Source organism: Sciscionella sediminilitoris, from assembly GCF_000737195.2.
Lineage (GTDB): Bacteria > Actinomycetota > Actinomycetes > Mycobacteriales > Pseudonocardiaceae > Sciscionella > Sciscionella sediminilitoris.
The window spans coordinates 1-21,054 of sequence record NZ_JALM01000015.1; the positions used below are offsets into that span (position 1 = coordinate 1).

The following is a 21,054-nucleotide window of genomic DNA, read 5'->3' on the forward strand; positions in this document are numbered from 1 at the left end:
AGAAGGTACCGGACTTTCTTACGTCGGACCGATCAGGCCGAGGCCTCGTCGGTGAGCAGGTTGCGGGTGCGGTTCGGGTCGACCGGGATACCCGGGCCCATCGTGGTGGTGAAGGTGACCTTCTTCAGGTAACGGCCCTTCGCCGCCGAGGGCTTGTTCCGCAGCACCTCGTCGAGCGCGGCCGCGTAGTTCTCCACGAGCTTCTCCGGCTCGAAGGAGGCCTTCCCGATGATCAGGTGCAGGTTCGCCTGCTTGTCCACCCGGAAGTTGATCTTGCCGCCCTTGATGTCCTGCACCGCCTTGGTGACCGCAGGGGTCACGGTGCCGGTCTTCGGGTTCGGCATCAGGCCACGCGGACCGAGCACCCGCGCGATCCGGCCGACCTTGGCCATCTGGTCCGGGGTGGCGATCGCGGCGTCGAACTCGAGCCAGCCGCCCTGGATCCGCTCGATCAGCTCGTCCGAGCCGACCACGTCGGCGCCGGCGGCCTCGGCCTCGGCGGCCTTGTCGCCGGTCGCGAAGACGATCACCCGGGCGGTCTTACCCGTGCCGTTCGGCAGGTTGACCGTGCCGCGCACCATCTGGTCCGCCTTGCGCGGGTCCACGCCGAGCCGCATGGCGACCTCGACGGTGGCGTCCTGCTTGATCTTCGAGGTTTCCTTGGCGAGACCCACCGCCTCGAGCGGGGTGTAGAGCCGATCGCGGTCGATGAGCTCATCCGCGGCGCGGTACGCCTTGCTGCGCTTTGCCATGACTGTTCCTCCTTCAGGAAGCAGCTGTGGTCCGGGCCAGCGCGTGGCCCTCCCACGAATTTCCGGTTTCCTCTTTAGCGGGATGTTCCGCTAGACCTTCGACACCTGGTTGAAGGTCAGTTCGACCGGGGTTTCCCGGCCGAAGATCGACACGAGCACCTTGAGCTTCTGGCTCTCCGCGTTGATCTCACTGATCGTCGCAGGCAGCGTCGCGAACGGCCCGTCCATGACGGTGACCGACTCGCCGACCTCGAAGTCGACCTCGACGGCCGATGCCGCGGCCGCCTCGGTGCCCGTGCTCTTGGCCGCCTGCTCGCCGGTCTGCTTCGGCTTCTCCTTCTCCACCGCGGGCGCGAGGAACTTCAGCACCTCGTTGATCGACAGCGGGGAGGGGCGCGAGGTCGCGCCGATGAAGCCGGTGACACCGGGGGTGTTGCGCACCGCGGACCAGGACTCGTCGGTGAGGTCCATGCGCACCAGGATGTAGCCGGGCAGGACCTTGCGCTGCACCTGCTTGCGCTGGCCGTTCTTGATCTCGGTTACTTCCTCGGTCGGCACCTCGACCTGGAAGATGTAGTCCTCCATGTCCAGGGTCTGGGTACGGGTCTCGAGGTTGGTCTTCACCTTGTTCTCGTAGCCCGCGTAGGAGTGCACGACGTACCACTCGCCGGGCGCGGTACGCAGGGCTGCGCGCAGTTCCTCGACGGGATCGCTCTCCTCGTCCGAGGCGGCCTCGTCCTGAGCTGCTTCCGCGGTCTCGGCTTCGGCCGGTTCGTCCTGGTCGGCTTGGGCAGCGTCCTGCTCGGGAGCGTCCTGCTCACCGTCCTGCTGCGCCGCATCGGCTTCGACCGGCGCGCTGTCGTCCTGCGCCGCCTGCACTTCGGCGTCCACGACGTCCTCAGCGTCGGCTGTGCTGTTCTCAGCGGTCACGGTCGGTCTCGCTTCCCTTCATCGATATGTCCAAGCGCCTCAACCGAAGATGTAGAAGATGCCCTTCGTCAGGCCGTAGTCGAGGCCGAAGATGAACGCGGTCATCACGACGACGAACACCAGCACGACCGTGAAGTAGGTGATCATCTGCTTACGCGTCGGCCAGATGACCTTGCGCAGTTCGGCGACGACCTCCCGGAGGAACCGGCCGAGCCGCTTGAACACCGACGGCTTGTCCGCCTTGACCTCGCCGTCCCTGGTCGGGGTAGGGCGCCCCTTCTTTTCGGTTGTGGCACCACTGGCCGCCGGGCGCGTGGTGTCCCGTTCGGAGCGCTTCGCACCCGGCCTCGCCGGTTTCCCGGTCTCACCAGCTGCCCGAGCGGCGGCGCGGCGGCGTTCCCTGCGATCCGCCGCGGTCGTCGGACGGGACGGCTGGGACGCTTCGGAGTCGTCGCGCTTCTCGCGCTCGCGACCCGCGTCGCCTTCGTCCTCGGTCACGGCGTCCCTCCGCTCGACAGTGGGGTTTCTCGGTTCGTCCGGCAACGTTGTGCGCAGGGGCGACAGGACTTGAACCTGCAACCTGCGGTTTTGGAGACCGCTGCTCTGCCAATTGAGCTACGCCCCTTCGTGCGCCCTGATACGCGGGTATCAGGTCACCCGAGAATTGCAGTGTACGGCACGACCACGGCCGGGTACTCGACCGGGTTTGCCATCCCGGCCCCACCCCCGCGACCTGGTGTGAATCCGGCCACCCGGTTCTGCGAGAATCGGGATATGACCGCAAGCGCATCAGCCCCCGCATCAGCCCGTCTCTCCGCGCGCATCGGCGGGATCGCCGAGTCCGCGACCCTCGCCGTCGACGCGAAGGCGAAGGCACTCAAGGCGCAGGGGCGCCCGGTCATCGGATTCGGCGCGGGCCAGCCGGACTTCCCGACACCCGACTACATCGTCGAGGCCGCGCGCGAGGCCTGCGGGCAGCGCGCCAACCACGGCTACACCGGCGCGGCGGGGCTTCCCGAACTGCGCGAGGCGATCGCGGAGAAGACCCGGCGCGACTCCGGGTACGCCGTCGAGGCCTCCCAGGTCCTGGTCACCAACGGCGGGAAGCAGGCCGTGTACAACGCCTTCGCCGCGCTCTGCGACCCGGGCGACGAGGTGCTGCTCCCGGCGCCGTACTGGACCACCTACCCGGAGGCGATCACCCTCGCGGGCGGGGTTCCGGTGCAGGTCACCGCGGACGAGTCGACCGGGTACCTGGTCAGCGTCGAGCAGCTGGAGGCCGCCCGCACCCCGCGTACCAAGGTGCTGCTGTTCAACTCCCCGTCGAACCCCTCCGGTGCCGTGTACCCGCGCGAGCAGGTCGAGGCCATCGGGCGCTGGGCCGCCGAGCACGACATCTGGGTGGTCACCGACGAGATCTACGAGCACCTGCTCTACGACGGTGCCGAGGCACCCTCGCTGCCCGTGGTCGTTCCGGAGATCGCCGACCGGACCCTGGTGCTCAACGGGGTGGCCAAGACCTACGCCATGACCGGCTGGCGAGTCGGCTGGGTGATCGGCCCGGACGACATCATCAAGGCGCTGTCCAACTTCCAGTCGCACCTGTGCGGGAACGTGTCCAACGTGGCCCAGCGCGCCGCCCTGGCCGCGGTGGCCGGCCCGCTCGACGCGGTGCACGAGATGCACGCCGCCTTCGACGCGCGCCGCCGCGAGATCGTGCCGCTGCTCAATGACATCCCCGGCGTGGAGTGCCCTACCCCGCAGGGCGCCTTCTACGCGTACCCGAGCGTCAAGGGCCTGATCGGCAAGGAGCTGCGCGGCCAGCGCCCGCAGAACTCGGTCGAGCTCGCCGCCCTGGTGCTCGAGCACGCCGAGGTCGCCGTGGTGCCGGGCGAGGCCTTCGGTACGCCCGGCTACTTCCGGCTCTCCTACGCGCTCGACGCCGAGGACATGGTCACCGGCGTGCGGCGCATGGGTGAATTCCTCCGGGAAGCCGAGTAGCTTCGCGCGGTCAGTGGGCGAGCCGTGCGCGGGCCTCGTCACTGACCGGGGTGAAGTAGTTGACCAGGTTGCCGTCGGGGTCGCGGAACAGCAGGGAGCGGTTCCCCCACGGCATCGTGGTCGGCTGCTGCACGATCTCGGGGGCGAGGTCCAGGCTGGTCAGCCGCTCGAATTCGCGGTCGACGTCCTCGACGAGGAATTCGAGGATCGCGGTCCGGTTCGATTCGGGCACGGCCGCCCCGGCGCTGAACAGCGTCATTGTCTCGGCGCTGCCGATGGCCAAGGTGCACGACTGGCCGACGAACTCGGCGAACTGCTCGGCGGGCCGCCGCGCCTGGATACCGGTCACCTGCTCGTAGAACTGCACGAGCCGGTCGACGTCGTTGGTGATGACGCGGACAGAAGCAAGCTGCACGGTGGATCCCTTCGGTACTGGAGGGCGGTTCTGCATCCGTCCCTCCGTGGACATCCGCCACGCTAGAAGCAATACTGGACAGGATCCGCCCGGTATTGAGAAACTTCCGCCCGTGACTCGGCCGATCGCCCGCGTACTGGCCGTGCTGGAGATCCTGCAGCGCGGGGGCACCTGGACCATCGCCGAGCTCGCCCGGCGGCTGGACGTGGACGAGCGCACCGTGCGCCGCTACATCGCGCACCTCCTCGATCTGGACATCCCGGTCCGCTCGGTACGCGGGCGGTACGGCGGGTATCGCCTTTCCCCCGGTTACCGGATGCCTCCGCTGATGCTCACCGACGAGGAGGCGCTCGCCGTGCTGCTCGGCCTGGTCGCGGGGCGGCGCGCCGGGCTGCTCAGCACCTCGGCCGCGGCGGCCGAGAGCGCGGTCGCGAAGGTCCGCCGGGTGCTGCCCGAAGCGCTCGGCCGCAGGCTCGACGCGCTGCTGGAGATCGCCGACTTCACCGCACCCGCCAGCGCGGCGCGCACCGCGGAGGCCGAGGTCCTGCTCACCGTGGCGGAGGCAGCCCGGGATCGCCGCCCGGTCGACCTCGGCTATCTCGCCGGGCACGGCGGCGCCAGCGAACGCGTCGTCCATCCCTACGGGATCGTGACCCACTCCGGCCGGTGGTATCTGACCGGTTTCGACTCCGCGAGCGAGCAGGTGCGCACCTTCCGCGTCGACCGGATCAGCAGCGTCGGGCTGCGCGCGGGAACGTTCGCGGTGCCTGAGGGATTCGATCCGGCCCAGCGGGTGCTCACGTCGATCGCCGAGGCACCGCACCGGTACGAGGTATCCGTGCGGATCCAGGCGACACCGGAACAGATCCGTGCCGTTTTCCCGCCGTCCATCGCCACCCTGGAAGAACTGGATCCGGGCCCGTCCTGGGTGCGGGCCCGGATCCGGGCACAACGGCTGGAGTGGCTACCGCCCCTGCTCGCCGCGCTCGACCGGCCGTTCGTGATCGAAGGCCCCGATGCCCTCCGCGAACTGGTGCGGGCACTGGCCGGTCGGCTCGCCGAGCACGCCGGGGCCTGATCCCGGGTTTCAGCGGCCGCGCAGGGTGGTGAGCGCGAGCCCGATCCCGATCAGCGCGGCGCCGACCCAGGCGAGCGCGCCGAGCCGCTCACCCACCACGAACACGCTGAGCACGGCGGCCACCACGGGCTCGAACAGAGTGAGCGTGGCGACCGCGGTCACCCGCAGCTGCCGCAAACCGGCCCCGTAGAGCACGTAGGCCACCGACATCGGCACCAGGGCCAGATAGGCGGTCACCACGAGCCCACTGCCACGCAGCAGGGGCGCGCCGGTCGCCACGAACACCGGGATGAGCACGACCGTGCCGAGCCCGAACAACAGCCCGACCACGGCCCGCGAGGAGTGCCCGGCGCCGATCAATCGCCCGGCCGCGAATGTGTACCCCGCGTAGCTCGCCCCGCTCACCAGCCCGAGCAGCACCCCGAGCACCGGTTGGGTGCCCGCGCCGGGCCCTTCCCCGCCGAGCACGAGCGCGGCCACCCCGATCGCGCTGATCGCGGTGGCCAGCAGCCAGGTCCGGTCCAGGCGGGCGCCGTCCAGGAACCGTTCGAGCAGGGCCGCGAACACCGGGGAGGATCCGATGGTCACCACGGTGCCCACCGCGACCCCGGCGAGGCTCATCGAGCTGTAGAAGGCGAGCGGATAGATCGCCGCGTTCGCCGCCCCGAGCAGCGCGGTGACCACCGAGGTCCGCCCGGCCCGCAGCGGTCGCAACGCCGTGCGCCCGGCGAGGGCGAGCAGCACGAGGCCACCGATCCCCATGGTCGCCGCGCCGATCGACACCCCCGATGCGGCCCGTGGCGCGAAACTGGCCGCCGTTCCCGTTGTCCCCCAGAGACCGGCCGCGCCGAGCACGAACACCGCGCCCCTGGTCGTGGCCGGCCCGGATCGATACTCCTGTACTGACATGTCCATCCCTTGAATCGCCGCTGCAATGACCCGGGAGTCGGCAGCACACGATGGCCGTACCCGGACTCACCGGGTCGGCGAAAAACGGCTGCCGGATCAGGCAGCCGGTGGTGGAAGGACGACGCGCCAGTAGGAGTTCACGGGCCGCATCCTATCGAGAACGGCCTAGAAGCCGCCGCTCACCGGGAGGACGGCGCCGGTGACGAAGGAGGCGGCCGGGGAGAGCAGCCAGGCGATGGATTCGGCGATCTCCTCGGGGGTTCCCGCGCGGCCCATGGGAATCCTGGGGGCGACCCGCTCGATCCGGCCCGGTTCCCCGGCCGCGGCGTGCAGCCCGGTTTCCACGAGCCCGGCCGCGACGGCGTTCACCCGGATGCCGCGGTCGGCGACCTCGGCGGCCAGTCCGGTGGTCATGGTGTTGACCGCGGCCTTGCTCGCCGCGTAGGGCACCCATTCGCCGGGGGATCCGCGGAACGCCGCGGTCGAGGAGACGTTCACGATGGCCCCGCCGTTCATCCTGGGCAGTGCGGCGCGGCAGCACAGGAACACCCCGGTCACGTTGACCTCGAGCATCCGGCGCACGACCTCGGGTTCGTGGGTGTGCAGCGGGCCGATGTGATTTCCGGTGATGCCCGCGTTGTTGACCAGTGCGGTCAGCGGGCCGAGGTCGGCGGCCTCGGCGAACAGGGCGTCGACTTGTCCGGGGTCCGCGACGTCGGCGCGCAGCGCCGTGCCGCCGATCTCCCCGGCGACCGAGCGCGCGCCCGCTTCGTCGGCCGTGTAGTTGACCACCACGTGGTAGCCGGTCCCGGCGAGGATGCGTGCGGTGGCCGCGCCGATTCCCCGGGAGGCACCGGTGACGACGGCGACCGGTTCAGTCAACGGCGACCTTGGCCACGGCCTTGCCGAGCACGGTCTGGCCCTGGCATTTGGCGGTGATCAGCACCTTGGCCACGCCTTCGCTCACCTCGCTGACCTTGCCGGTGAAGGTCACGGTGGCGCCGCTGCCGTCGTCGGGAACCGGGACCGGCCTGGTGAACCGAACCCCGTACTCGAGGACCTTGCCCGGATCTCCTGCCCAGTCGGTGACCAGGCGGCCGGCGAGGGCCATGGTGAGCATGCCGTGCGCGATCACGTCGGGGAGCCCGACCTCTTTCGCGAACCGCTCGTTCCAGTGGATGGGGTTGAAGTCGAGCGAGGCACCCGCGTAGCGCACCAGGTTCTCGCGGGTGACGGTGACCTCGAGCGGGCCGAGCTCATCGCCCTTCGTCACGGTAGTCATGCCTCGTCACCCCGCACCACGAGTTGCGCGCGGCACACGCACACGAGTTCGGAGTCCTCGGCGTGCACCTCGGCGCGCATGGTGATGAAGTCGTTGCCCGCGCGGGCCATGATGTCCTCGATCGTCACGCTGACCGCGATCCGGTCGCCTGCGTGTACCGGGCGCCGGTGATCGAAGCTCTGATCGCCGTGCACCATGCGCCCGTAGTCGAGCCCGAGTTCCGGGTCGCCGACGATCACGTTGATCGCGCGCAGGTTTACGATCGTGAGGAAGGTCGGCGGGGCGATCACATCCGGGTGCCCGGCAGCCACCGCCGCGGCGGGGTCCAGGTAGATCGGGTTGGTGTCCCCGATCGCCGCAGCGAACTCGGCGATCTTCTCCCGGCCGACCTCGTAGGTCTCGGTCGCCGGGTAATGCCTGCCGATGAAGTTCGGGTCGAGCGCCACCGCGCGTCTTCCTCGTCAGTGAGTCTCAGCGAGTCTCTTTGTGCGTACGGTGCGCGCCGCAGTTCGGGCAGAACTTCTTCATCTCAAGACGGTCCGGGTCGTTGCGCCGGTTCTTCTTGGTGATGTAGTTGCGGTGCTTGCACTCCTCGCACGCCATCGTGATCTTCGGTCGCACGTCGGTAGAGGCAGCCACGGGTCAAGCCTTTCGTCTTCTGTGCCTATCGGGTCGGTTCAGTAGCGGTGGCCGGACTTGAACCGGCGACACAACGATTATGAGCCGTTTGCTCTGCCAACTGAGCTACACCGCCAAGCGAGCCTGAACCCTGCCCAGCTTACCCGCTGAACCCGACTCGACCACCCACCCAGGGGGTCCGGGGGACGAAGTCCCCTCGGGCCGGGGCGTGGGGGCTGCGCCCCCACAGTTGTCAGCGAGACGGCAAGGCCCACGCAATCCGTGGGCATACATCGCCCACTATCGAGCCCCTTTACGGAATCGAACCGTAGACCTTCTCCTTACCATGGAGACGCTCTGCCGACTGAGCTAAAGGGGCGTGCTCGCCGCTTGCCCGCGAGCCTCCAAAAGACTACATGGGCGTTCCGGGGCTCGTGCAGCGGGGGTCAGGAAAGCAGGGTGAGCCGGGCAGCGCCGCATTCGCCGGGCTCGCGCAGGGTGCGTGCGCGGATCCACGGCTCGAGCTTGTCCTCCGGAAGCGGGCGGGAGATCAGGTAGCCCTGGGCCACGTCGCAGTCCATGCCGAGCAGGGCTTCCCTGGACAGGTCGTCCTCCACGCCCTCGGCGACCACGTGCAGGCCGAGGGAGTGCCCGAGTTCCACGATGGAGCGCACCACGGCGAGGTCCCCGAGGTCGGTCCCCATGCCCTGCACGAAGCTCTTGTCGATCTTCACCTCGTCCACCGGGAGCTGGCGCAGATAGGCGAGCGAGGAGTACCCGGTGCCGAAGTCGTCGAGCGCGAGCACCACACCGAGCGCGTGCAGCCGCCGCAGCACCGGAAGCGCGCGCTCCGGGTTGGCCATCACGCCGGACTCGGTGATCTCGAAGGTGAGCAGTTCGGCGGGCACCCCGTGCCGTTCCAGTGCCTCGGCCACCTGGTCGGGGAGGGTGTCGTCACCGAGGCTGCGCACCGCGAGGTTGACCGAGACACCCATCCGCAGCCCGTTGTCCAGCCAGGTGCGGATGCGCTTGATCGCTTCCTCGCTGACGAAGGCGGTGAGCACGTCGATGAGCCCGGTTGCCTCCACCGCGGGCACGAACTCGTCCGGGGAGAGCTGGCCGAACTCCGGGTGCCGCCAGCGCACCAGCGCCTCGAAGCCGAGCAGCTGCTTACTGCCGAGCGCCACCTTCGGCTGGTAGTAGGCGAGCACTTCACCGCGGTCCACGGCCTGGCGGAACTGGGTGACCAGCTGGAAGCGGCGCAGGAAGACGCTGCCCATGCTCGGCGAGTGTTCCCGGACCGATTCGGCGCTGCTGCGCGCGGTACGCAGGGCGACATCCGCGCGCTGCAGCAGCGTGGTGACATCGGTCTCCTCGCCGGAGGATTCGAGGACCCTGGCGAATCCGAGGTAGGCCTCGGCTTCCACGGAGAGCTTGCCGAAGGTGTAGGTCGCGGTGAGCGCGGAACGCAGCCGTTCGGCGATCTCCTCGGGTGGCCGCGAACCGTCCAGCAGCACCGCGAACTGGCCGCCCTCGATCCGGGCAAGCGGTACCTCCTGGCCGAGCTGATCGCGCAGCCGCTGGCCGGCGGTGACCACCATCCGGTCCCCCCACACCTGGCCGAGCGCGTCCGAGACCCCGGAGAGCACGTCCAGATCGGCACGCAGCACGATCGCGCCCTCGCCGACCTGTTCCCCGGCGGCCGCGAGGAATCCGGGCCGGTTGAGCAGCCCGGTCTGCGGATCGTGGTACGCGTCGTGCCGCAGCCGCGCGACCAGCCGCTGGTTGTCGGTCGCCGTGGACAGGTGGTTGGCGATGGTGCGCAGCAACCGGATGTCGGCCCTGCCGAACCCGCGCCACCTGCTGGCCTTGTCGTGCGCCTCGACCGCGCCGAGCAGCCGGGCCGAGTTGCGCAGCGGCACCACCAGCGCCTCGTGTGCGCCCCTGCCGCGCAGCGCGGCCGCGACTTCCTCGGCGGCGTCGCGGCGGCGGTGGTAGCGCACCTCGGTACCGGGCAGCTGCAGCAGTGGGTCCTCCCGCCAGAACTCCTCCGGTTGGCAGCCTTCGGGAAGGGCGCGCCCGGCGATCACGGTGCGCACCGCCTCGTTGTCGTCCTCGACCAGGTGCAGCACGATGCGGTCGGCGCCGATCTGGTCGCGGATCTGCTCGCCGACCCGGGCCCACTGCGCGTCGATCTCCTGGCGGCCGTCCTCCTCGAACGGCCCGGGTCCTGCCCCGCGTCTGCGCGCCACCTCGAGGCTGATGTTGGCCAGCGCGCCGAGATCGCGTTGCTCGCGGAACAGCTGCCCGTAGGCGAAGAACATGGCGAGCATGGCCCCCGCGAGCAGCGCCACGAACAGCCAGCCCCAGGCCACCTCGCGGACCACTCCGTAGAAGGCGACGGTCAGCATGGTGGCGACGATCTCCACGACCACCGTGCGCGCGCCGAGACTGGCCACCTGGCGCATCCGGAGGCCCGCGCCGACCGCCTGCAGCGCACCGAGCCCGAGCCCGGTGCTGGCCAGGGAGGACGCGAGCACCGCGAGCACCACGACCACCCAGCTGGGAAGGAACTGCACCGGGGACAGCAGCCGGTACACCAGGAACGGCAGCGCGATCTCCACGCACAGCACCCCGGCGTTGTAGAGGACGTGGGTGAACGCCCTGCGGCCCAGCTGAATGGCCAGCCCGGAGACCAGGTGCGCGGCGAGCACGATCGGGAACGGCAGCGTGAACAGGCCGATCGCGATCGGGACCGCGGTCAGCGAGATCGTGTAGTCGATCCGCCCCACGTTGATGTCGGTCGTGCACGCCTCGGCGAGCACGAAACCGGCGGTGATCAGCAGCGCGGGCAGGATCTGGCCGGTGTTCCAGTGCACCTCGGTGGTGAGCCACAGGGCCAGCGCGCCGAGAACTCCGAGAGCGAGCACGAACAGCGAGTAACGACGGTAACCCTGTCCGTATACGCGCTCGGCATGAGTTCTCCATCCCGCCCGCTCGGAAAACTCGCGCTGCTGAACCATCGCCCTCTCCCGACGCGGCCTCTCCCCGAGCCTCGTCCGGTATCCCTCATTCCTCCAAGGTTCCCAACTCCGCGGGCATCATCCCATGTCGGCGCCCCTATAGCCATGCACGGGAGGAAGTGAATAGATCACTGACCGAATACCTTGCCGGGATTGAGGATGCCGAACGGATCGAGGGCCGTCCTGACCTGGTGATGCATCTCCAGCGCGGGCTCGCTCAGCTCGGCGCGCAGGCCGGGCGCCTTGAGCAGACCGACCCCGTGCTCCCCGGTGACCGTGCCGCCGAGTTCGAGCGCGGCCTCGAGGATGTCGGCGAACGCGGCCTGCGCCCGGACCCTGGCCGCCTCGTCCCCAGGCCGGGTGATCAACAGCGGGTGCAGGTTCCCGTCCCCGGCATGCGCGATGTTCGCGATGTGCGTTTCGTGCTCGACGCCCGCCCGTTCGATGCGCGCGAGCATCTCGGGCACCTTCCCCTTGGGCACGCACACGTCCTCGGTGAGCACCGGTCCGAGCCGTTCGAGCGCGGGATAGGCCAGTCGCCGCGCCTGGAACAGCGCCTCGGCCTCGTACTCGTCGGTGGACACCGCGGCCCAGTTCGCGCCAGCCGCCTCGAAGCAGTCCCGGATCGCCTCGGCCTGCCGCGGGCTCTCCTCATCGGAACGGCCGAGCAGCAGCACATCCGCGTCCACCGAGAGGCCCATGTTCTTCCACTCGTCCACCGCGCGCAGGCAGTGCCGGTCCACGAGCTCCAGCGCCGAGGGCACGATCCCGGCCTCGGCGACCCTGGCCACGGCCGCGCCCGCGGTCACGACCGAGTCGAAGGAGCCCGCGATGGTGCGTTCGGGTGCCCGCGCGGGCAGCAGCTTCACGGTGAGCTCGGTCAGCACGCCGAGGGTGCCCTCCGAACCGACCAGCAGCCCGCACAGGTCGTATCCGGCGACGCCTTTCGCGGTGCGCCTGCCGAGCCGGACCAGTTCGCCGCGCCCGTCCACGATCTGCATGCCGAGCACATAGTCCCGGGTGACTCCGTACTTCACGCAGCACACCCCGCCCGCGTTGGTGGCCACGTTGCCGCCGATGGTCGACCAGGGCGCGCTGGCCGGATCCGGCGGGTACCACAGCCCGTGTTCCGCGCAGGCGGTGCGCAGGTCCTCGTTGACCACGCCGGGTTCCACGACCGCGAGCCGTTCGGCCGGGTCGATCTCCCGGATCGCGGTCATCGCGTCGAAGGCGAGCACCAGCCCGCCCTCGATCGCGTTCGCGCCACCGGAGAGACCGGTCCCGGCGCCGCGCGGCACCACGGGCACCCGGTGCTCGATGGCGAACCGCACCACGGTCTGGGCCTGTTCGGCCGTGCGCGGGCGCACCACCGCGAGCGGTTGCCCGTGCGGGGCCCACTCGGCCTCATCGTGGCAATAGCGCCGGATCGTGTCGGGGTCGGTGAGGATGCGGTCCGCGGGGAGCACCTGGCGCAGCGCGGCGCGGAGCCGGTCGCTTCCGGGTTCGGTCGATGGTTCGGTCACGGCTCGAGTCTGCGCCGAACCCTTGACAGCGCCACACCCGGCAGGGTTTGTTTGTTTCTGACCGATTCACTGCCGAACCGATCATCTTTATGCAGAACCGGAGGTCGTGATGCGACGCTGGTCCCTGGTCTGTTGCGCGCTCGCCGCGCTACTGGCCGCCACCGCACTGCCCGCCTCGGCGAGCCCGGGCGGATTCGTCTACGGATTCGCCGGTTACCAGCTGCGGATCACCCCGGAACGACTCGGGCTCACCGTCTCCCGGCACGGCGAACCGGTACTGCGCACCGCGCGGGACGCGTTCACCTTCGACAACGGCGCGGTGGCCACCCGGGTGCGTTCGGCGCACCGGGAGAACGGGCACATCCTCGCCGAGGCGGACTCCACCGCGGGCAAGACGGTCCGGCTGGACATCACGCCGAAGTCCGACCGGGTGGAGCTCACCTGGTCGGTGCCCGGCGCGGGAGTCGGCGAGCGGGGAACCCACTTCGAGCTCGCCCCCTCCGGGCACTGGTACGGGGGCGGGGAGACCAGCGAGGGGACCGCGCAGCCGTATCCGTACTCCGCGGGGAAGGTCGACGAGCAGGACTTCTCCCCGTCGAGCTATGTCATGCAGGAACCGTACTGGTACACCTCGAAATCGGTCGGGGTCTACGTGCGCACCCCGCAGCCGATGCGGGTGAAGTTCGCGAACGGCCGCGGTGATCTCACGGTCACCAACACCAAGGATTTCACCAGCACGGTTTTCCTGGAGAAGAATCGGCGCGCGGTCTACGACGCCTATCTGCGCGAGGTCGGCAAGCCGGAGAAATCCGATGCGAAACCGTTCGAGTACGCGAAACCGCTGTGGAATTCCTGGGCGCAGTACTACCGGGACATCGATCAGCGCAAGGTGCTCGACTGGACCAAGCAGCTGCGCGCGGCCAAGGTCGACGGGCACACCATTCAGCTGGACGACAAATGGGAGTCCAACTACGGCAACATGACCTTCGATTCGCGTACCTTCCCGGATCCGAAAAAGATGGTCGACCAGATCCACGGCATGGGGTACAAGTTCGGGCTGTGGACCACCTTCTGGGTCAACCTGGATTCGAAGAACTACGCCTACGCCCGCGATCACGGTTATCTGGTGCGCGCCAAGGATGATCCGGGCAAGGCGTGCACGGTGAAATGGTGGAACGGCAAGGCCGGGATCATCGACCTCGCCAACAAGAAGGCGCGCGACTGGTACACCGGCAATCTGCGCAAACTCATGCACGACTACGGCGTGGACGGTTTCAAGTTCGATACGCGGTTCTTCGATGACTCCTGCGCCACCTCGAACAATCTGACCCCGCGCGACTATCAGCGCATCGGCGCGGACATGACCGATGAGTTCGACCAGCAGGGCGCGGGAATCCGCACCCACTGGGGAAACCAGCGCTACGGTTTCGTCACCCGTGCGGTGGATGCGGATGCGAGCTGGGACGGGCTGCGCACCACGCTGCGCCGTTCGATGGCGATCTCCACCAACGGTTACCCCTTCGTGGAGACCGACATGATCGGCGGTTCGAACAGCCTGCCGCCGCCATCCGGGGATCTGCTCGTGCGCTGGGCCCAGGCGGCCGCGCTGATGCCGCTCATGTACTCCTCGACCTCGCCGGTGTCCACTGTGGACACTACGACCGGGAAGCCGGTGCAATACCCGCCGGAGACCGCGAAGGAGTACGCGAAAGCGGTGCGCCTGCACGAGAAGATCGCCCCCTACATCCAGGCGCAGGTCGATCGCGCGGTACGGGACGGGAGCCCGATCATGCGGCCGGTGTTCTTCGACTTCGCCAAGGATCACCGCTTCGACACGATCGACGATGAGTGGATGCTCGGTCCCGCGCTGCTCGCCGCGCCGATGATCACCAAGGGCGACCACCGGGACGTCGTGCTGCCGCGCGGACTCTGGTACGACCCGAACCGGCACCGCTTCGTGCCCGGTGGACGGACACTGCACGACTACCCGGTCCCGTCCGGAGTCACCCCGATGTTCGTCCGGGTCGGCGCCGAAGGGGCTGCCGGACTGATGCGTACGCTCGGCGGGTGAGCGAGGAGTTGACGGCTCGCATACCGACGGTATGAGATGGGAGAGGTACGGAACCGACCCCGCGAGGTGACCAATGGCCGACCTGTTCTCCTTCGAATTCACCGCGCACACCAAGGCCTCGCAGCAGGCGGCCTTCGACGCGGTGGCGAACGCGGAGGATTGGACCAAGTGGGGCAAACCGGTCGTGCGAGCCACCAAACTCACCCGCACGGGCAGCCCGGACGAGCGCGGGGTCGGCGCCGTGCGCGCCATGGGTGCCTTCCCCGGCGGTCCGCTCCCGATCAAGGAGCGGATCACCGCCTTCGAACCGCACCGGCGGATCGGGTACACGCTCGCGACTCCTGCGCCGATGCGCAATTACGCGGGCGAGCTCACCTTCACCGAATCCGATGGCGGCACGGATGTGCGCTGGCAGATCCAGTTCGAGGAACTGATTCCCGCCTCGGGTCCGCTCATCCGCGCGGCGTTCCGCCAGCTGATCGGCACCTTCCACGGCAAGCTGATCCGCTACCTGGACGAACAGGCCCGGTGAGCACCGTGCAGGGCGCGGGCCCTGCACGGTGATCCGGCTCAGATACCGAACGGTGCCGCGTACCGGATGGTCCCGCTCGGCAGCGGGAACCGCTCGTCCAGGGAGAGCGCCATCAGCGACTCTTCCGGAACCTCGATCGGGATACCGATCCCGTGTGTCGCCGCGCGGGTGAATCCGAACCGCGGGTAGTAGTTCGGGTGCCCGAGCACGGTGACGAAGCGTTCACCGGACTCGGCGGCCGCGGACAGCGCGGCCCGGATCGCCGCGCTTCCGGCACCGGTGTTCTGCTGCGCGGGCCACACGGCCACCGGTCCGAGACACAACGCCGGGACATCCCCGATGTGACAGCGGGTCAGCAGGGCGTGCCCGGCCGGATTGCCGTCCTGATCGTCCGCGATCAGCGACAGCCCGTCGATCCACGCCGGGTCCGCCCGCAGCGCATCGACCAGCTCGGCCTCCTCCGCGGTGTCGAAGGCCGCCAGATCGATCTCCCGGATCACCGGGATGTCGGCGCTCGTCTCGGCGCGCGTGGTCCAGGTATGACGAATTGCCATGAGGGAAAGAATTCCTTACGTGTTCGTGTGAGCGCCGCCTACACGGCGCAGATGGACCTGTGAGTCAGGCCGCCGGCCGGGCCGTGGAGCCGAAGCCTCGCCCCGCGACGGCAGTGCGCGCGGTCATCAACCCCACCTCCGATACGTTTCGACACGAACAGTACGAATATACCGCAGTCGGCAAGGGAATTTCAGACCGGAAGTATCCGGCCGACGAGCTCGGTCAGCGCGGCGATCGTGCTGCACTCGTGCATCGGGGCGAGCGCGCGATAGGCGCCGGCGGCCGAATCGCCGGTGTCCCAACGGGATTCGGCTTCCGGATTGAGCCAGTGCACCGCGCGCGCGGTCGCCACGATCGCGCCGTAGTCGGCCACGTTCGGCGAACCGTAGTTGGTGCGGGCATCACCGAGCACGAGCACCGAGGTCTTCGGCGAGATCGCGTCCCCGTACCAGTCCAGGAAGGTACCGAGCGCCCGCCCGTAATCGCTGTGCGCGAGCGAGGCGACCGGGGCGACCCTGGCCCGCACCCGCTCGGCGATCCGCGCCGGATCCGGATCCGTTGCCTCGAACAGTTCGGTGACCTCCCAGGTCTTGTCCACGAACGCGAAGATCCGCACCCGGGAGAACTGGTCGCGCATCGCCTGCACGAGCAGCAGGGTGAACGTGGCGAAATTGGCGACCGAGCCGGACATATCGCAGAGCAGCACGATTTCCGGCCTGCTCGGGCGCGGTTTCCGGTAGGCGGGCCGCATCGGGACCCCGCCGGTGGACAGCGAGCGGCGCAGGGTGCGGCGCAGATCGATCTCCCCGCGCCGGGCGTGGGTGCGCCGGGCCGCGAGCCGGGTGGCGAGCTTGCGCCCGAGCGGCCCGATGGTGCGGCGCAGCGCGGCGAGCCGTTCCGCGTTGAGCGCGAGCAGTTCGGCCGATTCGGCCGAGGGCGTCACCGCGTGCCGGTGAATGCGTTCCCGCCCACGGGATTCCGCGATGCGCCTGCGTGCCTCGGTACGCACCCGTTCGCGGAATTCGGCCACCCGCCTGCGCGCGGTGTCCCTGGCAAGCCGTTCGGCGAATCCCCCGGAGGCCACGGCCTCGGCGACCTGCGCGACCAGGGTCTGCGGCTGGATCGCCTCGAGTGTCCGGTGCGCGGAGAACCCGCCGTCCGAGTCCACCGCGCCGAACAGTTCCACCCCGGAGCGGGCGGCCTCGGTGAGCTCGCCCGCATCGCCGGAGGCCAATGCTTCGGCGAGCTGTTCCCGGTACTCCGCAAGGGATTCCGCCTGCGCGTCCGGGGCCCCGATCCCCAGCGGGAAGTACAGATCGAAGACCTGATCGAACACCGTGCGCTGGCCACCACGGCGCAGCAGCGCGGCCGCGAGACCGGCCCGCATCCGTTCCCGGTCGGCCAGCCCGAGCACTTCGAGTACCCGGCCCGCATCGATCGTCTCACTCGGCCCCGCGGTGATGCCGTGTTCGCGCAGGGCCCGGACGAACTCCACGAGCCGGGTATCGGTACTCATCCGGGCAGCTGCAGTTTCTCGTGCGCGATCTCGATATCGGTGCGGTGCTTGAGCAATACCCCCATGCTGTCCGCGACCACGGACTCGTCGAGGGTGCGCGCGCCGAGTTCGAGCAGGGTGCGCGCCCAGTCCACGGTCTCCGAAACCGAAGGCGGTTTGCGCAATCCCATACCGCGCAAGGCATTGATCACCTCGACAACCGCGGCGGCGAGGCTTTCCTCCAGTGCGGGCACCCGGGAGCGCAGGATCCGCCGTTCCAGTTCCTCGTCCGGGAAATCCAGGTGCAGGAAGAGACAACGGCGGCGCAACGCCTCGGACAGTTCCCGCGTGCCGTTCGAGGTGAGCACCACGAAGGGCACGTGCCGGGCGCTGATCGTGCCCAGCTCCGGCACGGTGACCTGGAAATCGCTGAGTACCTCGAGCAGCAGCCCCTCCACCTCGAGATCGGCCTTGTCCGTCTCGTCGATCAGCAGCACCGTCTGGTGTTCGCTGCGGATCGCGGACAGCAGCGGGCGGGGAAGCAGGAATTCCTCGCCGAACACATCGGCGCGGGCCTGTTCCCAGCTCTCCCCGCGCCCCGCGGTGATCCGCAGCAGCTGTTTCGCGTGGTTCCACTCGTACAGCGCCCGCGCCTCGTCGATGCCCTCATAACACTGCAGCCGGATGAGCTCGGCCGCGCTCGCCGCGCTGACCGCCTTCGCCAGCTCGGTCTTGCCCACCCCGGCGGGCCCCTCGATCAGCAGTGGTTTCCCGAGCCGGTCGGCGAGGAACACCGCCGTGGCCACCTCGGCGGAGGCCAGGTATCCGGTCTCGGCGAGCCGCGCCGAGACCTCGTCGACCGAAGCGAACAAAGCCACTGCCACCTCCACGGATGCTGTTCCCTGTAACTAGAGCACGTCCGAGAACCCCATGTCCTGCTGCGCGGGGCCATATCGGCGCCTCGCGGCGTTGTCGTCAATCACCATAGCTGCCGCTATGGCTCAATCCTCCGCCTTGCGATGCATCCGATCTGACTCCCGCTCGCGACGGACGAGGGTCCTCGGACGCACTCTAGGCGCATCCGGGCGGTAAACACAGTGATCCGGACCGCAGTACGCTGGACGGGCCGGGTGGGGGCAGCCGCTTTCTGCCCCCACCCGGCCCGTCACTCACGCCGGGGCGAGGCTACAGCGCTGCTGCTCGGCATCGATCGCCAGAATCCGTACCCGGCGCCGCTGGCCGGGGACCGATTCGGTATCGGACTCGACCGCGTGCAGCAAACCGTGCACTCCCGGTGCGATCTCGAGGAAAGCGCCGAACGGGACGACCGAGGCCACGGTCGCGTCCAGCACCGAACCGACCTCGTTCGCGGCCAGGAATTCCCGCCACGCTTGCTCGGCATCATTCGAGTGGGACATGTATTCACCTCCTTTCGCATGTCGTGCATCGAATGCGCGAAAAGGAGGTGCGGCGGGCCTCTCGCCCGCGCCGCGGTCACGTAGTGACCGGGAATCCAATCCGTGTGTGGCTCATGGCCGACCCGGTAATCACGAAAAGCGAGGCTAGCACAACTCAGATGGCCGCGCGGGCGAGAATCGCTTCGGTGTCCGCCGCGGTCGGCAGCGTGCCGAAGGCGCCGCCCCAGTCGCCGCCGAGCCGGGTCGCGCAGAACGCGTCCGCGACCGCGGCATCTCCGGTGCGGTGCAGTTCGGCGCCCTGCAGCACGAGCGCCATCAGTTCCACGACCCGGCGCGCCCGGTACTCCACGTCCTCGAAATCGGAGAGTTCCTTGCGCAGCAGGGCGATCGCGTCGTCCAGCCGCGCATCCACTCCGGAGGCCTTTTCCACCTCGGCGAAATACGCCTCCACGGTCGCGGGCTGGCGGGCCATGGCACGCAGGGCATCGAGCGCGGCCACGTTCCCGGAGCCTTCCCAGATCGAGGTCAGCGGGGCCTCCCGGTACAGCCGCGGCATTCCGGATTCCTCGACATAACCGTTGCCGCCCAGGCATTCCAGGGCCTCGCCCGCGTGCACCGGAGCGCGCTTGCACACCCAGTACTTGCTGATCGCGATCCCGATCCGGCGCAGCTCGGCCTCGTGTTCATCGGCACCGGCCCGGTCCACCGCTCCCGCGAGCCGCATCGTCACCAGGGTCGCGGCCTCCGCCTCGACCGCCAGGTCCGCGAGCACATTGCGCATCAGCGGAGCGTCGATGAGCAGGCCGCCGAAGGCGCTGCGGTGCTGCGCGTGATGCAGCGCCTGGGAGAGCCCGAGCCGCATCGCCGAGGCCGAACAGGTCAGGCAGTCCAGCCGGGTCATGTTCACCATCTTGATGATGGTGGCCACCCCGCGGCCCTGTTCCCCGATCGGCCAGCCGAGCGCGTTGTCGTACTCGATCTCCGAGGAGGCGTTGGACTTGTTGCCCAGCTTGTCCTTGAGCCGCTGCAGATGCACGGTGTTACGGCTGCCGTCCGGCAGGATTTTCGGTACCAGGAAACAGCTCAGCCCGCCCGGTGCCACGGCGAGGGTGAGGAACACATCCGAGTTCGGCGCGGAGGTGAACCACTTGTGCCCGGTGAGCGCGAAACTCCCGTCCGCATTGGGCACCGCCTTCGTGGTGTTCGCCCGTACATCCGAGCCGCCCTGTTTCTCGGTCATCGACATCCCGGCGATCAGCGCGGATTTCTCCAGCGGCGCCCGCAGTTCCGGTTCGTAGACCGGATTGCCGAGCAGCGGCTCGTACAGCGCCGCCAGCTCCGGTTCGGTGCGCAGCGCGGGAATGGCGGCGTAGGTCATGGAGATCGGGCACAGGTGCCCGGCATCGGCCTGGCACCACACGAACATCTTCGCCGAGCGGGCCACGTGCGCGCCGGGTTTCTCCTCTCGCCATGGCGCGGCGTGCAGGCCATGGCGCACCGAGACGTCCATCAACTCGTGGTAGTACGGGTGGTACTCGACCTCGTCGATACGGTGCCCGTAGCGGTCGTGCGTGTGCAGCACCGGCGGTACCTTTTCCGCGACCCGGCCCCATTCCTGGGCCCGCGCGCTCCCGGCGAGGGTGCCCAGTTCGTGCAGCGCGTCCTGCGCCCATCCGGCCCCGTTCGCCCGCAGCCCGTCGAGCAGCGGCCGGTACGCGGCCACGTCGTGGCCCTGCAGCGGCGGGGCCTGGTTGGTCACCTCGTGTGTCGCGGGCATGGTTACCTCCTGGGCGAAGTCAGTCCCGGCACGCCGTGCCGAGAATGATGGGGCGCACGGTCGGCATACCGAGCGGCATCCTGCCGTGTTCGAGAAGTTCCACCGTCAGCGGGGAATCGAAGAGCAACCGCTCGGTGCGCCGGTTCGGATGACAGCCCGCGCCGAAGAACCGGTGCGGGCGCTCGACGGCGTCCTGCAGGTGACCGAGCAGCGTGCCCGGTCCCGCGTGCACGTGTTCCAGGAACAGGTACCTGCCACCCGGCGCGAGCACCCTGGCGAACTCGGCGAGCGCCGCACGCGGATCCGGGACCGTGCAGAGCACATAGCTGGCGACGATCGTGTCGAACGCACCGTCCGCGAAGGGCAGCTCCTCGGCGCTGGAGTCCAGGATCCGCCATGCGGCCGCCGCCGGCGGGTCGGCCGCGAGCCTGCGCTGCAATCGCTTGCGCATCGGCGCGCTCGGCTCCGAGACGGTCAGTTCGCTGACCGCGGCCGGATAGTAGGGCAGGTTGAACCCGTTCCCGGCGCCGATCTCCAGCGTCCGCCCGCTCGCCTGGCCGATGAGCTGCTCGCGGATCCGGCCCTGACCGGCGCGTTCCGCGGCGCCGAGCACGATGGGGTAAACGGCGCTGAATATCCGCTCGTTCAGCCCTGCATCGCGCATAGGCCGACCCT

Annotated in this window: 21 protein-coding genes and 3 tRNA genes; 4 read left to right on the plus strand and 20 right to left on the minus strand. The window is 69.2% G+C overall.

The genetic code is table 11. The features are described from left to right. Positions 1–32: 32 nt before the first annotated feature. The 4 genes from rplA to AD72_RS06995 form a co-directional block, all read right to left on the minus strand. Positions 33–752 (minus strand): 50S ribosomal protein L1, encoded by a 720-nt coding sequence (rplA, locus tag AD72_RS06980; RefSeq protein ID WP_031465582.1) that lies wholly within the window; start codon positions 750–752, stop codon positions 33–35. Between the two features lie 90 nt (positions 753–842). Continuing rightward, positions 843–1,682: a transcription termination/antitermination protein NusG gene (gene nusG / locus AD72_RS06985; protein WP_031465583.1), complete on the minus strand. Its 840-nt coding sequence runs from the start codon at positions 1,680–1,682 to the stop codon at positions 843–845. 39 nt (positions 1,683–1,721) lie between these two features. After that, the gene (secE, locus tag AD72_RS06990; protein WP_031465584.1) at positions 1,722–2,180 is read right to left on the minus strand and encodes a preprotein translocase subunit SecE; all 459 of its coding nucleotides are present in this window, start codon (positions 2,178–2,180) and stop codon (positions 1,722–1,724) included. A 54-nt stretch (positions 2,181–2,234) separates the two neighbouring features. Next, positions 2,235–2,307, minus strand: a tRNA-Trp gene (locus AD72_RS06995). Between the two features lie 149 nt (positions 2,308–2,456). Here AD72_RS06995 and AD72_RS07000 point away from each other — a divergent pair. Then, positions 2,457–3,683 carry a pyridoxal phosphate-dependent aminotransferase gene (locus AD72_RS07000; RefSeq protein ID WP_031465585.1) on the plus strand — a complete coding sequence of 409 codons (1,227 nt, stop codon included), beginning with the start codon at positions 2,457–2,459 and terminating at the stop codon, positions 3,681–3,683. Between the two features lie 10 nt (positions 3,684–3,693). Here the strand turns inward: AD72_RS07000 and AD72_RS07005 are convergent, their stop codons facing one another. Continuing rightward, positions 3,694–4,098: a VOC family protein gene (locus tag AD72_RS07005; protein ID WP_031465586.1), complete on the minus strand. Its 405-nt coding sequence runs from the start codon at positions 4,096–4,098 to the stop codon at positions 3,694–3,696. A gap of 112 nt (positions 4,099–4,210) precedes the next feature. Here AD72_RS07005 and AD72_RS07010 point away from each other — a divergent pair, with 112 nt between their 5' ends. Beyond that, on the plus strand, positions 4,211–5,176 hold the full coding sequence (locus AD72_RS07010; RefSeq protein ID WP_031465587.1) for a helix-turn-helix transcriptional regulator: 966 nt from the start codon (positions 4,211–4,213) through the stop codon (positions 5,174–5,176). Between the two features lie 9 nt (positions 5,177–5,185). Here AD72_RS07010 and AD72_RS07015 read toward each other — a convergent pair whose 3' ends face one another. The 9 genes from AD72_RS07015 to AD72_RS07055 form a co-directional block, all read right to left on the minus strand. Then, positions 5,186–6,085 carry a DMT family transporter gene (locus tag AD72_RS07015; protein ID WP_037345102.1) on the minus strand — a complete coding sequence of 300 codons (900 nt, stop codon included), beginning with the start codon at positions 6,083–6,085 and terminating at the stop codon, positions 5,186–5,188. Positions 6,086–6,250: 165 nt separating this feature from the next. Continuing rightward, a complete protein-coding gene (locus AD72_RS07020; RefSeq protein WP_031465589.1) occupies positions 6,251–6,967 on the minus strand; it encodes an SDR family oxidoreductase in 717 nt (238 codons plus the stop codon). Then, positions 6,960–7,367, minus strand: coding sequence for a MaoC family dehydratase (locus AD72_RS07025; RefSeq protein ID WP_031465590.1), 408 nt, complete (start codon positions 7,365–7,367; stop codon positions 6,960–6,962). Before AD72_RS07025 ends, AD72_RS07020 begins: the two co-directional genes overlap by 8 nt. Next, positions 7,364–7,813 (minus strand): FAS1-like dehydratase domain-containing protein, encoded by a 450-nt coding sequence (locus tag AD72_RS07030; RefSeq protein ID WP_031465591.1) that lies wholly within the window; start codon positions 7,811–7,813, stop codon positions 7,364–7,366. The genes AD72_RS07025 and AD72_RS07030 overlap by 4 nt, the downstream gene beginning before the upstream one ends. Positions 7,814–7,838: 25 nt before the next feature. Then, on the minus strand, positions 7,839–8,006 hold the full coding sequence (gene rpmG / locus AD72_RS07035) for a 50S ribosomal protein L33 (protein ID WP_031465592.1): 168 nt from the start codon (positions 8,004–8,006) through the stop codon (positions 7,839–7,841). A 42-nt stretch (positions 8,007–8,048) separates the two neighbouring features. Continuing rightward, positions 8,049–8,121 (minus strand) — tRNA-Met (locus AD72_RS07040). A gap of 170 nt (positions 8,122–8,291) precedes the next feature. Continuing rightward, a tRNA-Thr gene (locus tag AD72_RS07045) sits at positions 8,292–8,364 on the minus strand. Positions 8,365–8,431: 67 nt separating this feature from the next. Next, entirely contained in the window at positions 8,432–11,008 is a 2,577-nt protein-coding gene (locus AD72_RS07050; RefSeq protein WP_037345081.1) for a putative bifunctional diguanylate cyclase/phosphodiesterase, read from the minus strand. A 128-nt stretch (positions 11,009–11,136) separates the two neighbouring features. Continuing rightward, on the minus strand, positions 11,137–12,531 hold the full coding sequence (locus AD72_RS07055) for an FAD-binding oxidoreductase (protein ID WP_051898135.1): 1,395 nt from the start codon (positions 12,529–12,531) through the stop codon (positions 11,137–11,139). Positions 12,532–12,640: 109 nt separating this feature from the next. Here AD72_RS07055 and AD72_RS07060 point away from each other — a divergent pair, with 109 nt between their 5' ends. After that, entirely contained in the window at positions 12,641–14,602 is a 1,962-nt protein-coding gene (locus AD72_RS07060) for a glycoside hydrolase family 31 protein (protein WP_031465595.1), read from the plus strand. Between the two features lie 73 nt (positions 14,603–14,675). Next, entirely contained in the window at positions 14,676–15,134 is a 459-nt protein-coding gene (locus tag AD72_RS07065) for an SRPBCC family protein (protein ID WP_051898138.1), read from the plus strand. 38 nt (positions 15,135–15,172) lie between these two features. On the opposite strand, the gene AD72_RS07070 is transcribed toward AD72_RS07065, so the two are convergent. The 6 genes from AD72_RS07070 to AD72_RS07095 form a co-directional block, all read right to left on the minus strand. Beyond that, complete coding sequence (locus tag AD72_RS07070) at positions 15,173–15,688, minus strand: GNAT family N-acetyltransferase (RefSeq protein WP_031465597.1); 516 nt, start codon at positions 15,686–15,688, stop codon at positions 15,173–15,175. 191 nt (positions 15,689–15,879) lie between these two features. Continuing rightward, entirely contained in the window at positions 15,880–17,205 is a 1,326-nt protein-coding gene (locus tag AD72_RS07075) for a vWA domain-containing protein (RefSeq protein ID WP_031465598.1), read from the minus strand. Further along, the gene (locus AD72_RS07080; RefSeq protein ID WP_197284895.1) at positions 17,202–18,068 is read right to left on the minus strand and encodes an AAA family ATPase; all 867 of its coding nucleotides are present in this window, start codon (positions 18,066–18,068) and stop codon (positions 17,202–17,204) included. The genes AD72_RS07075 and AD72_RS07080 overlap by 4 nt, the downstream gene beginning before the upstream one ends. A gap of 285 nt (positions 18,069–18,353) precedes the next feature. Next, on the minus strand, positions 18,354–18,602 hold the full coding sequence (locus tag AD72_RS07085; RefSeq protein WP_031465600.1) for a S1 RNA-binding domain-containing protein: 249 nt from the start codon (positions 18,600–18,602) through the stop codon (positions 18,354–18,356). 154 nt (positions 18,603–18,756) lie between these two features. Then, positions 18,757–20,379 carry an acyl-CoA dehydrogenase family protein gene (locus tag AD72_RS07090; RefSeq protein ID WP_031465601.1) on the minus strand — a complete coding sequence of 541 codons (1,623 nt, stop codon included), beginning with the start codon at positions 20,377–20,379 and terminating at the stop codon, positions 18,757–18,759. A gap of 19 nt (positions 20,380–20,398) precedes the next feature. Further along, entirely contained in the window at positions 20,399–21,043 is a 645-nt protein-coding gene (locus AD72_RS07095; protein WP_031465602.1) for a class I SAM-dependent methyltransferase, read from the minus strand. Positions 21,044–21,054 lie beyond the last annotated feature (11 nt).